At 72.3% G+C, this 15,201-nt stretch carries 6 protein-coding genes; 3 read left to right on the top strand and 3 right to left on the bottom strand.

Features of this window, described 5'->3' with window-relative positions; all coding sequences use genetic code 11:
• Positions 1 to 21: 21 nt before the first annotated feature.
• The 3 genes from ACFCLZ_RS07720 to ACFCLZ_RS07710 all read right to left on the bottom strand — a co-directional run bounded on the left by ACFCLZ_RS07720 (position 22) and on the right by ACFCLZ_RS07710 (position 6,340).
• Positions 22 to 1,251 (bottom strand): hypothetical protein, encoded by a 1,230-nt coding sequence (locus tag ACFCLZ_RS07720; RefSeq protein WP_380284028.1) that lies wholly within the window; start codon positions 1,249 to 1,251, stop codon positions 22 to 24.
• 248 nt (positions 1,252 to 1,499) lie between these two features.
• Entirely contained in the window at positions 1,500 to 1,880 is a 381-nt protein-coding gene (locus ACFCLZ_RS07715) for a hypothetical protein (RefSeq protein WP_380284027.1), read from the bottom strand.
• Between the two features lie 341 nt (positions 1,881 to 2,221).
• Positions 2,222 to 6,340: an FG-GAP-like repeat-containing protein gene (locus ACFCLZ_RS07710; RefSeq protein WP_380284025.1), complete on the bottom strand. Its 4,119-nt coding sequence runs from the start codon at positions 6,338 to 6,340 to the stop codon at positions 2,222 to 2,224.
• A 407-nt stretch (positions 6,341 to 6,747) separates the two neighbouring features.
• On the opposite strand from ACFCLZ_RS07710, the gene ACFCLZ_RS07705 reads away from it, so the two are divergent.
• The 3 genes from ACFCLZ_RS07705 to ACFCLZ_RS07695 all read left to right on the top strand — a co-directional run bounded on the left by ACFCLZ_RS07705 (position 6,748) and on the right by ACFCLZ_RS07695 (position 15,155).
• Positions 6,748 to 12,801: an RHS repeat domain-containing protein gene (locus tag ACFCLZ_RS07705; protein ID WP_380284024.1), complete on the top strand. Its 6,054-nt coding sequence runs from the start codon at positions 6,748 to 6,750 to the stop codon at positions 12,799 to 12,801.
• Positions 12,798 to 13,907: a hypothetical protein gene (locus ACFCLZ_RS07700; protein ID WP_380284023.1), complete on the top strand. Its 1,110-nt coding sequence runs from the start codon at positions 12,798 to 12,800 to the stop codon at positions 13,905 to 13,907. Before ACFCLZ_RS07705 ends, ACFCLZ_RS07700 begins: the two co-directional genes overlap by 4 nt.
• A gap of 147 nt (positions 13,908 to 14,054) precedes the next feature.
• The gene (locus tag ACFCLZ_RS07695; RefSeq protein ID WP_380284022.1) at positions 14,055 to 15,155 is read left to right on the top strand and encodes a 4Fe-4S binding protein; all 1,101 of its coding nucleotides are present in this window, start codon (positions 14,055 to 14,057) and stop codon (positions 15,153 to 15,155) included.
• Positions 15,156 to 15,201 lie beyond the last annotated feature (46 nt).

Below are 15,201 nucleotides of genomic sequence, written 5' to 3'. Positions count from 1 at the left end.
TGTGAGCCGGCGGGGCGGGCCTCAGGGGCGCCAGACCGCCGTCAGGTGGGAGGGGTAGAGGCTGCCCGGCGAGCGGAGCAGCCAGAGGCCGACGACCAGGCCGGCGTTGTTGACGAACAGGGTGGTGTTGTCGGAGCTGTGGGGGGCGAGGTCGGTGAGGGTGCCGTCGGGGGCCCAGATCCGGCCCGACTGGTACTGCCGGGCCGGGATGCCGTCCCACTGGTAGCCGATCGCGGTGCCGGAGTCGTTGACGCCGACGGCGATCGAGTTGCCGCCGGTCAGGGGCTCCCGGGGCAGCGGGGTGAGGGTGCCGTCCGGGCTCCAGCGGGCGGCGTGCGTGGCGAGTTGGCCCGGGTCCGGCTGGTACTGGCCGACGACGGTGCCGGAGGCGTTGACCGCGGTCGGCGTGGTGTACGCGCCCAGGTCGCGCAGGGTTCCGCCGGGCGAGCGGACCAGGCCGTGCCGGCTGCTGCCGATCCCCTGCGGCCGGTCGGCGACGCCGATCACCGTGCCGGCGTCGTTGATCCCCACCGGCCAGTCGCCGCGTCCGGCGGTCGGGCCGGTCTGGAACCGGACCGGGATGCCGTCGGGGCGCCAGACGATGCCGTGGAACGCGCCGATGCCGGTGTAGGAGCGGCCGATGGCGAGGCCGGCGCTGTTGACGCCGAGGACCTCGCTGGTGGTGTCACCGGGCAGCGGGGCGAGGGTGACGGTGGTGCCGTCCGGGCGCCAGGCCACCGCGTGGGTGTCGACGGAGCTGGTGTAGGAGGTGCCGACCACGATGCCGCTGCCGCCGATCGCGGCGGGCCTGCTGTACAGGTCGCCGGGCAGCGGGGGCAGGGCGGTGGGGGTGCCGTCGGCGGCCCAGCGGACGGCGGTCGACTGCCAGGAACCGCCGGCGGCGGGCCAGGAGATGCCGATGGCGAGGTTCGCGTCGTTCACCCCCAGGGCCTGCGCGTAGGCCGCGCCGGGCAGTGGCGGGAGGGTGGCGGGGGTGCCGTCGGCGGCCCAGCGGATCGCGCTGGCCTCGACGCCCTGCCCCGAGGCGTAGGCGTAGCCGACGACGACGCCGGCGCTGTTGACCCCGGTCGGGTCGCTGGAGGACTTCCCGGGCACGCCGGTGGGCAGCACGGTCATGGTGGGTGCGGTGGAGACGGCGGAGGCGGTGGGGGCGGCGCCCAGGAGCGCTCCGGTGCTGAGCGCGGCGGCGACGACGGCGGTCGCCGCCCGTCGGCCGGGTCGGACGGTCATGGCACGGGTTCCCTGTCTGCTCGGCGGCAAGTCGGCCCGGTCGCGGAGGTGTTCGTGGTGGACGGGCCGCTGGTGCGTGCGGTGGTACGGGGTGCGCCGTGTGCTCCGCCGGCGGTCGGGGCGGCGGTCGTTACGGGCGCGACTCTAGCCGCGCCACCTCGGCTTCGCAGGGGAATCGGCCAATCCGAATGCGTTCCGCAGGTGCCGAGACGGCACTGCCGTGAGAGATGAGGGAGACGGGGAGCGGTTCAGCAGCACTCGTCCAGGTAGAGGAGGGTCCGGCCGTCGGCCGAGGCGAACTCGAAGGGGCGGTAGGTCGGGGACTCGCCCGTGTCGCTCAGCCGGTCCTTGACGGTCTGCCAGGTGTCGGCGCGGTCCTCCGGGGCGATGTGCCGGTACTCGAAACCGGCGCCGACACCGATGATCACCGCGTCGGCCGCGGTGAGCAGGCGCTTCACGAGGCGCGGTTGGAGCGGCCCGCGGACCTTGCGCCAGCGCTGCCCCCGGTCGTCGACGAACTCGGTGCGGCCGGCGGGCGACAGGACGCCCTCGCGGTAGGGGTGCTCGACCGGGGGAAGGTCGGCGGTGACTTCGGCCAGGGTGGCGGCGCGCGGGCGCTTCTTGGACATGGCGCCAGTCTCTCAGTGGCTCCGGGGCCGGGGCCGGTCGCGGGGGGAGATCGCGACCGGCCCCGGCTGTCGGGGGAGGGGGGTCGGCGGGGGAGGCGTGGTCGCGGACGACCGGGAGGGCGGCCCAGCGGCGGGCGAGGCCCCGCGGTGCGGTTCATCTGCGGTAGAGCTTGCCGTGCCGGGTCCGGCGCCGCTGCGGGCCGTAGGTCCCGGGCGGGGGGAACAAGGGTCCCGAGGGTGGGCGGGCCCGCGAAAACGCCGGACCCGCAACGGCGAACGCCGTTGCGGGTCCGGCCGGGTCCGGCGCGGGTCCGGAACCGGGAGCGGTGCTGCTGGTGGTGCTACAGGACGACGTCGAAGAACGACGTCCAGCCGGTGCCCACCAGGGTGCGGCCGCCCGGAAGGTAGTCGTACATGTCACCGGTGTTGTAGACGCCGACCTGTTCCGCCGCGCCGTCGTTGTCGAAGTCGCTCACGAAGGGGTTCCACTCGTTGACCCACCAGCCGTTGCCCCAGAAGTAGTGCGCACCGAAGCTGGTGCTGCCGTAGGTGCTGGTGTTCGGGAACACGCGCAGGTCGCCGGTGTTCAGCCGGCCGATGAGGTCGGGCTTGAAGTCACCGTTGACGTCCGCGATCCGGATGGTGACCCATCCGTCCGGCCACCAGCCGTTGCCGGCGAAGTTGCGGCCGCCGAAGGTGGAGGTCCCGGTGCCGCCGGTGCCCGGGTAGATCCAGAGGTCGCCGCCGCTGTCGCGGGCCACGACGTCGGTCTTGCCGTCGGCGGTGACGTCACCGAACGCCAGCGTGGTGTAGGACCAGCCGACGCCGATCAGGCTCGGGTCGCCGACCGTCCGGTCCGTGCGGCCGGTGCCGGGGTAGAGCCACATCTCGCCCAGCCGGTTGACGCCGACGATGTCGGTGTGGCCGTCGTTGTTGAGATCGGTGGCGTAGATGCTGGTCCAGTAGTCGCGCCACCAGCCGTTGCCGGCGAAGTACCGGCCGCCGCCGAAGGTGCCGGTGCCGGTGCCGCCGGTGCCGGGGTAGACCCAGACGTCGCCGTTGGCGTCCCGGGTGAGGATGTCGGTCCTGCCGTCCGCGTTGAAGTCGGGCCGGCTCTGGCTGCCGCTGGTCCACTGGCCCTGGCCGGCCGGGTTGTAGATCACCAGGACGCCGTGTTCGAGGACCATCGCGTAGGAGTTGGGCTTGCCGTTGGTGTGGGAGTTCCAGAGTGCCTTGGAGCCGTCGGCGCTGTAGACCACCAGGTTGCCGTCGGCCTGCATCCGGGCGAACGCGTTCGGGTTGCCGGCGGTGTTGGAGGCCCAGAAGGTCTTGCCGGCCTTGGTCAGCACCAGGTTGCCGTCGGCCTGCATGGTGAGCTTGGCGGTGCCGGTGGCGTACTCCTGGCCGGAGGCCAGGTTGGTGCCGGAGGGGATCCGGGCCCCGACGACGCCGTCGATCGTCCAGCCGCCGGAGAAGGAGTTGACGCTGCCGTTCCAGGCCTGGCCGTACCAGGCGAACAGGGTGTTGTCGGCCTTGCGCGCCCACAGGTCCGGGACGCCGTCGCCGCTGATGTCGCCGACCGAACCGACCGTCGGCCAGAGGTCCTTGGTGACGCCGTAGCCCACCTTGGTGCGGTCCTTGGTGCCCCAGGTCGCCAGGTCGACGACGCCGTTGGCGTCCTTGCTGCCGTAGGAGCGCAGGATGTCGCCGCCGACCTCGTCGCGCAGCCAGAGGTCCGGGACGCCGTCGCCGTTGAGGTCGCCGGGGGCGATCACGGTGTACTTGTCCCAGTCGTTGCCGCCGACCAGGACCGGGTCGGAGTTGTCCAGGTAGTCGTTGCGTGCGCCGTAGTAGGCCCAGAGCAGCTTGCCGTCGCGCACCAGCAGGTCCGGGACGCCGTCGCCGTTCAGGTCGCCGGGCGAGAGGATCTGGGTGTTCGGGTTCTGGAAGTGGTCGTTGCCGGACGGGCAGGTGCCCTCCTCGTCGGCGACCGGGCAGAACACCTTGAGCTCCTGCTTGCGCTTGCCGAAGTTGACGCTCGCGGTGCCGAGGCCGTTGTTCGGGTAGCTCCAGAGCTTGCGGCGCTTGTCGACGCTGTCGTACTCCAGGCTGACGAGGTCGTTGTAGCCGTCCTCGCCCCAGTCGCCGGAGTAGGTGATGCGCGGGTCGGTGAAGCTCAGGCCGCCGTTGGTGGCGGAGGAGAACCGGCCGTCGCCCTGGCCCGCGTAGGTCAGCAGGGTGCCGTTGGAGTCGACGCTCCAGATGTCCTTGTGGCCGTCGCCGTTGAGGTCGTAGGGGAGGTCCCTGGTCTGCGAGCGGCCGGCGTAGAACAGGTACGTCGCGGTGTCGGAGCGGTTTCCGGCGGCGTCCTGGCTGAAGGCGTGGACGAAGTGCGGTCCCACGCCCGAGGGGGTGAGGGAGATGGTGGCGGAGCCGCCGGCGGGGACGTCCCTGGACTTCACCGACTGGTCCCAGTCGGTGAAGTAGCCGTACCGGACGACGTCACCGATGCCGTTGGCGGAAAGGGTGAAGTCGCCGGGGTTGCGGGCCTTGCCGGTGCCGGCCGGCCAGCCGTTCTCGCCGTTGGGGAAGGCCGCGGAGTCGATCTTGGGCGGCTTGGCCGGGCGGGTCCGGTCGACGGTGAAGCGGCAGGTGGTGCTCCAGCCGGAGTACTCGCTCTGGTCGTACGCCCGGACCTGCCAGGTGTAGTCGCCGGTGGGCAGTTCGGCGTCCGGCACGACCAGGGTGGAGACCCGGCCCTTGAGCGCCGGGATCCACTTGTCGGCGACCAGCGCGCCGTCGCGGAAGACCTGGAACTGCGCCGAGAGGTTGCCCGCGTTGGGGTCGTCCACCAGCGCGTAGAGGCTGACCGTGGTGTTGCCGATCAGGCCGCCGGTGGCGCAGTCGGTGCGCGGGTTGGTGCCCAGGCCCGAGGGGGTCAGCGGCGGGTCGTTGTACTTCGTCTCCAGGTAGGCCGACTTGGAGTCGAACTTCTTCCAGCCGTAGGTGTCGCTCTCGTTCTCGGCGTACAGGCCGAGCGTGATGTTGGGGTCCCCGGCCGCGGCGACCCGCTGCATCTTCCAGGTGAGGTCGAACTCGAGGTTGCCGCCGGGGCAGCTGCTCGAGTTCCAGCCCTTGGACTCGTTGACGGTCCGCAGCCAGTCGATCTTGTTCGGCTGGTGCTCCCAGGTGGTGTTCTTGTCGATGCCGGTGGTGTGCCAGAGCTGCACCGGACGGGCCTGGCAGGACCAGGACCAGACGTTGTTGATCCGGAAGGTGGAGGAGATCACCTTGCGGCCCTTGACGTTGCTGGTGTCCAGCTGGAAGAAGGACCGGGAGAGGCCGTTGGTCTCGTTCTCGTAGCCGACCCGGGCCACCTCGTTGGCGTTCCAGAAGCTCGACTTCGGGTACTTCTTGTAGACCCGGGTCCAGTTCTGCCGCCCGCCCCACGCCCAGGACGGGTCGATGTAGACCGGGTACCGGGTGTCCGTGGCCGTGAGCAGCGCCTGGTCGGGCGTGATCTGCAGGGTGTTCCCGCTGACCGTGGTCGGCATGACGGCGTCCTTGGCGCCGGCCGGCTGCTCGAACCCGCTCGCGGGGTCGGCGGCCCCGCCGAGGGTCTGGGCGGTTCCGGCGGCGGGGGCCGCCGCGGACTTCGCGGCCGGGGCCGCGGGCTGGCCGCTGCTGACCGTGGTGGAGTCCCACATCATCGGCGGCGGGCTGGTGAACACCGGGCGCCCGGCCGGGTCGGTGGCCTGGACGGCTCCGGTGGCCGGGTCGGTGGCGACCGTCACACCGACCGTGGACATCGTGTACTTGAGCGTGGCCAGCTCGGGGTTGGCCGCCGCCTGGGGCGTCTTGACGACCACCAGCTGCGAGAAGCCCTCGACCTCGGCCTTCAGCTGGACGTCGACGCCGGGCAGCACCTCGGCGTACGTGGCGACGTTCCCGGAAAGGGTGGGCGCGGGCAGCGGCTTCGGCCAGGAGAGCGAGAGCGTGCGCCCGTCCTTCACGCCGGTCAGCAGCGGACCGGTGCCGCCGCCGGAGAAGGCGACGGTGACCGAGGCGGCCTTCGGCCGCACCGAGCCGTCGGCCGAGACCTGCAGCGTCGGGTCGGTGGCCACCCAGGCGCCGCCGCGCAGCACGCGCACCGGGGTCCCGTAGTGGCGCACCGAGAAGGTGCCGTCGGGGTTGGCCCAGGTGTCCGACAACTCGGTGCGGGCGTTCACGAGTTCGGCCGGGGCGCCGGTGGACTTGGCCTGCTGGAGGGCCTTCTCCTCGGGGCTGACCGAGCCGTCGTCCGCGGGCGTGGTGCCGGCGACGGCCGGGGCGGCCGGCAGCGCCCGGGCGACGGTGGGCGGCACGACGGCGAGGCCGACCGCGAGCCCCCCTGCCAGTGCCAGGGCTATCGCCCCGTTCGGCCGCAAGCCTCTGCGGCCGTTTTGGGAAAGGATGGTCACGCTGATTCCTTCGGGATGGGGTTCCTTGCACGAAGCGGTAGGACTATACCGGCCGGTCAACCCCCCTCCGGGGCGGCGTTTCCGACTGGTCGTAAGAGTGATCGGCCCTCATGAACCGGTATTCGGACGAACGTTGAGTGGCATTCACCCGCAATGCGCGCGAGGGCGATCATTGGCCGCACAACCGGACATTCCGGCTCGCATCGCAGGTGAGTGGTGGCAAATGATCTGCCGGAAACCCTTGCTAGCCTTCCCCGGCTCATTCAGAATCTTCGGAGGGGACCGGAGTGAGACATTCCGTTGTTCGCTGGTTGGCGACAGCCATCGCCACCACCGCATTGATAGGGGCGCTTCCGGGTTCGGCCGTCGCTGCGGGTTCCCGCAGCTCACGGCCCGACCTGCCGGCCTTGCAGGACGCCAAGCCGGTACCGGTCGAACCGGTACGGTTCGGCGAGGAGAAGCGGCCGAACCAGGCCGCGGTGACCGAGGGGCCGGCGCCCGCGGCCGTTTGGCCGGGATCCGACCGCATTTCCGCGCGGGTGCGCGGCGCGGCCGACAAATCGCCGGGACCGAAAGCGAATTCACTGCGCAAGCAGTCCGACGACGTACCGGCCGGACGGCTCGGCGTCACCGTCGCCGACCGGGAGAAGGCCCGGGCGGCGGGGATCGACGGCGTACTGTTCTCGGTGGCCGCCTCCGGACCGGATACGGCGGAGAAGGTCGACGTTTCCGTCGACTACTCGTCCTTCGCCCGGGCGTACGGCGGTGACTGGGCGTCACGGCTCACCCTGGTGCGGCTTCCCGGCTGTGTGCTGACCACGCCGGAGAACGCCGAGTGCCGGACGCCGGAGCCGTTGGCGTCGGTCAACGAGCCCGTGAAGGGCACCGTTTCGGCCTCCGTGGACGCGCCGGCCGGCCCGGCCGCCGCGGCGAAGGGCGCCCTGCTCGCCGCCCCGGCCGTCGCCGCGGCCGGTGCGCCGATGGTGCTCGCGGCCACCGCCGCGGCGTCGGGCCCGTCCGGGGACTACAAGGCGACCTCGCTCCAGCCCTCGGGTGCCTGGACGGCCGGCGGCTCCACCGGAAGCTTCGACTGGTCCTACCCGATCAGCGTGCCCTCGGTGCCCGGCGCGCTCCAGCCCACCGTGGCGCTCGGGTACTCCTCGTCCTCGGTGGACGGCCGCACCTCGGCCTCCAACAACCAGCCCGGCTGGCTGGGTGACGGCTGGTCCTACGAGCCCGGCTTCATCGAGCGCCGCTACAAGGGCTGCAACGACGACCAGTCCGGCGGGACCAACACCGCCAAGGTCGGCGACCTGTGCTGGTACAACGACAACGCGGTGCTCTCCCTCGGGGACAAGCACACCGAGCTGGTCTACGAGGCCGGCAAGGGCTGGCACCCGGCGACCGACTCCGGCGAGAAGGTCGAGAGGCTCACCGGCGCGGTCAACGGTGACAACGACGGCGAGTACTGGAAGATCACCACGGTCGACGGCACCCAGTACTTCTTCGGCCTGAACCGCCTGCCCGGCCACACCGCCGGCTCGGCCGAGACGAAGTCGGCCTGGACCGTCCCGGTGTTCGGCAACCAGTCCGGCGAGCCCTGCTACAACGCCTCCTTCGCCAACGCCTGGTGCCAGCAGGCCTGGCGCTGGCAGCTGGACTACGTGGTGGACCCGCGCGGCAACGCGATGGCGTACTACTGGAACACCGAGTCCAACAACTACGCCCGCAACTGGAGTTCCACGACCGGCAAGGGCACCGCGACGCCGTACGTGCGCGGCGGCTGGCTCGACCGCGTCGAGTACGGCCTGCGCGCCGACACCGTCTACAGCGCCAAGCCGACGGGCGTCGTCAAGTTCGACGTCGACGAGCGCTGCCTGGCCGACTGCGGCACCTTCGACGAGGCCCACGCCAAGAACTGGCCCGACGTCCCGTTCGACCAGTACTGCGCCGACAACGCGGACTGCAAGTCCAACGCCTCGCCGACCTTCTGGTCCCGCAAGCGGCTGACCGCCATCAGTACCAGGGTGCTCACCGGCGGCGCCCACCAGGACATCGACACCTGGAACCTGGCGCAGAGCTTCCCGCCCTCGGGTGACGGCATCTCCACGCCGATGTGGCTGGCCTCCGTCGCCCGCACGGGCAGGAGCAACGGCAGTATCACGCTCCCTGCGGTCACCTTCGCGGGCGAGCAGATGGCCAACCGCGTCGACAAGACCGGCGACGGGCTGGCCCCGTTCGTCCGGCTGCGCCTGAACCAGGTCACCACCGAGACCGGCGGCACCATCGGGGCGTACTACTCGGAGCAGGACTGCACCCCGACCACCCTCCCGCCCTCGGACGGGAGCAACACCACCCGCTGCTACCCGGTGAAGTGGGCCGCCGAGGGCACCACCGCCAAACTCGACTGGTTCAACACCTACGTGGTGACCAAGGTCGTCGAGAGCGACAACGTCGTGGAGAGCCCCGACAAGGTCACCGAGTACTCCTACCTCGACGGCGCCGCCTGGGCCAAGAACGAGGACGAGTTCACCAAGGCCGAGGACCGCGTCCACTCCGTGTTCCGCGGCTACGGCCGGGTGCAGACCCGCACCGGTGCCGGGTACGACGCCCGGACCCTCACCGAGACCCGCTACTTCCGGGGCATCGACGGGGCCCAGGTCGCCGACTCCACCGGCGCCGCGGTCACCGACCGCCCGCAGTTCGCCGGCCAGGCGCGCGAGAAGAGCACCTACAACGGCGACGGCGGCGCGCTGGTCTCCGCCATCTCGTACACGCCCTGGCGCTCCGCCGCGGCGAGCGCGACCCGCGGCCGGGCCGGCCTGCCCGCCCTGGAGGCGTACTTCACCGGCGTGGAGAAGGAGCGCACCCGCACCGTGGTGAGCGGCGGCGAGCGCACCACCTCGCTGTCCCGGACCTTCGACGCGTACGGCATGGTCAGCACCGTCTCCGACCTCGGCGACGAGGCGAACGGCAACGACGACACGTGCACCACGACGACGTACGCCCGCAACACCGCGGCCTGGCTGCTCGACCGGGTCGCCCGGGTCGAGACCGTCGCCGCGGCGTGCGGCGGCGCCGTCAGCCGCCCGGCCGACGTCATCTCCGACCAGCAGACCTTCTACGACGGCGCGACCGCTCCCGACACCGCGCCCACCAAGGGCCTGGTGACCGAGACCCGGGGGATCAACGGGGCGGGCACCGGCTACGACACGGTCTCCCGCACCGGCTACGACGCCTACGGCCGGGCCGTCTCGTCCTTCGACGCCTACGGCAAGCAGACCACCACCGCCTACACCCCCGCGGCGGGCGAGGTGCCCACCCAGAGCGTGGTCACCAACCCGCTCGGCCACACGAGCACCACCACCCTGGACCGCCGGGGCCAGGAGCTGGCCGTCGCCGACGCCAACAACAAGGTCACCGCCAGCGCGTTCGACGCGCTGGGCCGGGTCACCAAGGTGTGGCTGCCGACCCGCTCGGCGACCACCTACCCCGACTCGCCCAACTACTCCTACGGCTACCAGGTCCGCAACGACGGTGTGAACGTCATCAGCACCGCCACCCTCCAGCACGACTCCACCTACCTCACCCGGTACGTGCTGCTGGACGGCCTGCTGCGGACCCGGCAGACCCAGGAGCCCTCGCCGAGCGGGACGGGCCGCCTGGTCTCCGAGGTGTTCTACGACACCCGCGGCCTGGCCTGGCGCGACTCCGGCAAGTTCTACGCCGACGGCGCCGCCGAGGGCGTCCTGGTGCTCGGCCAGGAGCTGAAGTACCCGGCCTCCACCGACACCCTGTTCGACGGCGCGGCGCGTCCGACCGCCGTCATCGCCAAGCGGTTCGGCGACGAGACCAAGCGGACCACGACCACCTACCAGGGCGACGCGACCACGGTCGTCCCCCCGCAGGGCGCCGTGGCCACCACCACCTACACCGACGGCCGCGGCCGCAAGACCGAGGTCAAGGAGTACACCGACCCGGCCCGCACCACCGCGCAGTCGGTGAAGTACGGCTACGACAAGCGCGGCCGGCTGACCGAGGTCAGCGACCCGGCCGGCAACAGGTGGACCACCGGCTACGACGTGCGCGGGCGCGTGGTGCAGACCGACGACCCCGACAAGGGGCGGACGACCACCGTCTACGACGCGGGCGACCGGCCGGTGGAGACCACCGACGCGCGCAACACCACCCTGCGCACCGACTACGACGCGCTCGGCCGGCGCACCGCGCTCAAGCAGGGCACGGCCGCGCTCTCCGAGTGGGTCTACGACACCGTGGCCAAGGGCCAGCTGTCGAAGACCGTCCGGCACGTCGACGGCGCGGACTACGTGGTGGAGGTGACGGCCTACAACAGCCTGTACAAGCCGACCGCCAACCAGATCACCGTCCCCACCACCGAAGGCGCCCTGGCCGGCACCTACAAGTGGACCACCTCCTACAACGCCAACACCGGCCAGGCGATGTGGACCCAGCAGCCCGCCGCCGGCGGACTGCCCCAGGAACGGGTCACCAACGCCTACACGCCGACCATGGGCCTGGCCGCGACCGTCTACGCGGGCAGTGACGCGATCCTCTCCTCCGCCACGTACGACCACTACGGGCGCACCACCCGGGAGGAGTTCGGCGCGTTCGGCAAGCAGCTCTGGGCCTCGTACGAGTACGACGAGCACACCGGGGCGCTGACCCGGGCGGTCACCGACCGGGAGACCGCCCCGCAGCGCATCGACGACACCGGCTACAGCTACGACCCGGCCGGGAACGTCACCGGGATCACCACCGGCAGCGGCCAGGACGCCGCCCGGGTCACCGACCGGCAGTGCTTCACGCTCGACGGGCTGCGGCGGATCACCGAGGCCTGGACGGCCCGGGACGCCTGCACCGCCGGCCCGCAGGGCAACGTGGCGGGGCCGGACGCCTACTGGACGTCCTACACCTACGACACGCTGGGCAACCGGAAGACCGAGGTGCGGCATGACAGCGCCGCCGGTGACGTGAGCAGGACGTACACCACCCCGGCGGCGGGCGCGGCCCGTCCGCACGCGCTGACCTCGGTCTCCGAGACCGGGCCGGGCGGCACCAGGACCGACCAGTACGGCTACGACGCGGCCGGCAACACCACCTCCCGGCAGACCGCGGGCGGGTCCCAGACCCTGGAGTGGGACGCCGAGGGCCACCTGGCCAAGGTCACCCAGGGCGCGGCCGTCAGCAGCTACCTGTACGACGCCGAGGGCGCCCGCTTCCTCCGCCGCGACTCCACCGGCACCACGCTCTACCTCCCGGGCGGCAACGAACTGCTGCTCCCGAAGAGCGGCCCGGCGGTGGGCACCCGCTACTACTCCGTCGGCTCCAGGACGGTCGCCGTGCGGACAGGGGGCGCGCTCACCTTCCTGCTGGCGGACCGCCAGGGGACGGCGACCGTCCAGGTGGACGCGCAGACCCAGGCGGTGACGCGGCGCAAGACCACCGTCTTCGGCGGCCCGCGCGGCCCGCAGGCCACGGCCTGGGCCGGACAGCGGACCTTCGTCGGCGGCACCCAGGACGCCGACACCGGCCTGACCCACATCGGGGCGCGCGAGTACGACCCGGCCACCGGCCGGTTCGTCAGCGTCGACCCGCTGCTGACCACCGAGGACACCCAGCAGCTGCACGCCTACGCGTACGGCAACAACAACCCCGTCACCTTCAGCGACCCGACGGGCAAGAAGATGTGCGCGGACAGCTGCGCGTCGGGCGAGGCCTGGGTCAGTTCGAACGGCACCTTCCACGAGGCGACCGCACCGGCCCCGTCGACGCCCGCACCGTCCTCGTCGACCTGGGACGTGGACTGGCGCCGGACGGGCGCCGACACCGCGAGCGCCTACACGTACTCCTACACCGAGGACGCCAACCGCCGCCGCAACCAGTACCGGGCCTCCGACCGCATCGCCAGGGACACCGCGCAGGAGATGCGGTCGGCCTACGGCGACAAGGCGGCCGCCCAGTGGGTGGCCGACGAGCGCAACGCGCTGCGAAAGTACTACCGGAGCCCGTTCGAGGACTGGTACCTGCCGCGCAAGCGCGGCGAGCGGGACTTCCCCACCTACGACGCGCTGCGACAGCGCAAGTCGGACGTCGAGATCATCGAGAGCGCGGCGAAGACCAACCCCCGGGCGAACCAGCTGGCCAGAGCGTCCAAGATCGGCGGACGGGTCCTGCTGGGCGTCGACATCGGCCTCGGGGTCTACGAGGTCGCCACGGCCCCCGAGGGCGAGAAGGTCCGCACCGCGACCCGGGAGGCGGGCGGCATCGGCGGAGCCATCGCCGGGGCCAAGGGCGGTGCCGTGGTCGGCGCGGCCATTGGTAGCTTGTTCCCCGGCCCCGGGACGGCCATCGGGGCGGTCGCGGGCGGCGTCATCGGCGCGGCGGCCGGCAGTTACGTCGGCCGGAAGATCGGCGGCTGGGTGGGAGGACTGTTCAAGTGACGGAACCGATGCGGGCCGCCCCGACGGCGGTGCTCCGGGAGGGCGACGACCTGGTCGTCGCCGAGCTGCGGGAGGGCTCGCTCGTCCGGCGGTCCCGGCTGCCGGGGTGCCAGATCCGTGAGCTCCGGGCGTACCCGGTGCGGATCGTGCGGCACGACCGCGGGGTCTGCGTGGTCGCCCCGGCCGCCGACGGCGGTGCCCCCGTACACGTCGCGGACGGTGTGGGCGGGGAGTTCACCACCCTCCCGGCCTCGCCGGCCACCGATCCGCAGCCGGGCCAGTACCACGTGCTGCGCGACGGCACGACCGTGCTGGTCGGTGCGACGCACCGGGAGACGGCCCTCGGGAACCTGCGCAGTGTGCACCGGCTTCCCTGGGGGGCGACGGCCTGGGAGGAACTGACGGTCCCGGAGCAGTACCTGATCCAGGGCGCCACCAGTACTGCGGAGGAGCCGCTGGTGCTGGTCGGCGGCAGGCTGTCGCCGCCCGACCGCTCCGGCGAGCAGCCGGGTCGGCGGCCCGTGCTGCTCACCCCGGCGCCCGCCGGGGAGGGGTGGCGTGAGCTGGACTTCACCGGGTGGGGCCGGCCGTCGGTCGGCCTGCGTCGCAAGCTCGGCGGGGCCCTGGTCGATCCGCGCTCCGGCGCGCTCGGCACGGCGGCCGGCACGGCGGGCCTCTGGTGCGCGGTGACCGAGTTCGGCGACTGGTGGGAGCACTCCCTGCTCTACGGGGCGGACACGGCCGCGCGGTCGTGGTCGTTCCTCCGGCTCTCGCACGACGGCCTGGCGGGGCGTCCCTCGGTCACGCCGGACGGTGTCACCGCCGTCTCGGCCGCCGGGCGGCTGCTGCGCTACCCGCGGAAGAGCCACCGGTGGACGTCCTCGGACCTGCGGCCCGTGCTGCGCGGGCTGTTCCCCGACGCCCCCGGTGCGGTCGTCACCGACACGGCGGTGGCGGGGGACCGGCTGCTGCTCGCGGTCGGCCCCTCGGGCGGGGAGCTGCCCAGGGCCACGCGCGTCTGCTCGCTCCCGCTGGACGGGACGGCGGTCGAGACGCTGTACGACGCCGCGGATCCGGACCGTGAGGTGCTCGCCCTGATGGCCTGACACCTGCGGTTCCCGGGCCCCCGCTCCTCCGTTCGGAGGGGCGGGGGCCCTTTCCATTGGGGTGAGTCTTGTTTTCAAACTATCCCTGCGTAGACTGGGCGCCCAGCTGGTTGGAAAATCGAACTAACAGGCATTCGGAGGCCGTCCATGGGATCCAAGCTGCCGCGCAGGCTCGCCGAGCACCCCTCGGTGCGGGCGGTCCTGGCCGCTCGCGCCGAGGCCGGGGCCGGGGCCGCCGACACCCCGCCGCCGGTGATCGACGCCGACTGGCTGCGGGAGCTGTGCCTGCGTGCCGGGGCGGACGACGCGGCGGCCGTCGGCCTGGACCACCCGGACCTCGCCGGGGAGCGCGAGCACGTGCTGCACGCCCTGCCCGGCGCGCGGACGCTGGTCTCGCTCGTCGTCCGGATGAACCGCGAGGACGTCCGCTCGGCCGCGCGCAGCGTCGCCAACCAGGAGTTCCACCGGGCCGGCGAACTCGTCAACGACGCCGCCCGCACGGTGGTCCGCGCCCTGGAGGACGCCGGCCACCGGGCCGTCAACCCCTCCGCGACCTTCCCCATGGAGATGGAGCACTTCCCCGGCCGGATCTGGGTGGTCGCCCACAAGACGGTCGCGGTGGCCGCCGGCCTCGGCGTCATGGGGCTGCACCGCAACGTCATCCACCCCCGCTACGGCAGCTTCGTGCTGCTCGCCACCCTCCTGCTCGACGCCGAGGTGAGCGCGCACGGAGAACCGCTCGACTACAACCCCTGCGTCGACTGCAAGCTCTGCGTCGCCGCCTGCCCGGTGGGCGCGATCACCAAGGACGGCGACTTCGACTTCCTCGCCTGCGCCACCCACAACTACCGCGAGTTCATGGCCGGCTTCACCGACTGGGTGCAGACCGTGGCCGACAGCGAGGACGCCGCCGACTTCCGCGGCCGGGTCACCGACGCCGAGAACGCCTCCATGTGGCAGAGCCTCGCCTTCAAACCGAGCTACAAGGCGGCCTACTGCCTCGCCGTCTGCCCGGCCGGCGAGGACGTCCTCGGCCCCTACCTCGACGACCGGCGGCAGTTCATGGACACCGTGCTGCGCCCGCTCCAGGAGAAGCCCGAGACGCTCTACGTCCTGCCCGGCTCGCGCGCCAAGGAGTACGCCGAGCGCCGCTTCCCGCACAAGCCGGTGAAGGAGGTCAGCGGCGGGTGGAGCGCCCCGGCGCCCGGGGCGGGACGAGCGGGACGAGCGGGCTCTGACGGGCTCTGACGGGCGATAGCCCCGGCCCCCTGCCGTCCGATGGTACGCAGGGGGC

Source organism: Kitasatospora purpeofusca, from assembly GCF_042691725.1.
GTDB classification, from domain to species: Bacteria; Actinomycetota; Actinomycetes; order Streptomycetales; family Streptomycetaceae; genus Kitasatospora; species Kitasatospora purpeofusca_B.
Note: the sequence above shows the minus strand (reverse complement) of the source record. Positions and strands in the feature narration are given on the sequence as shown.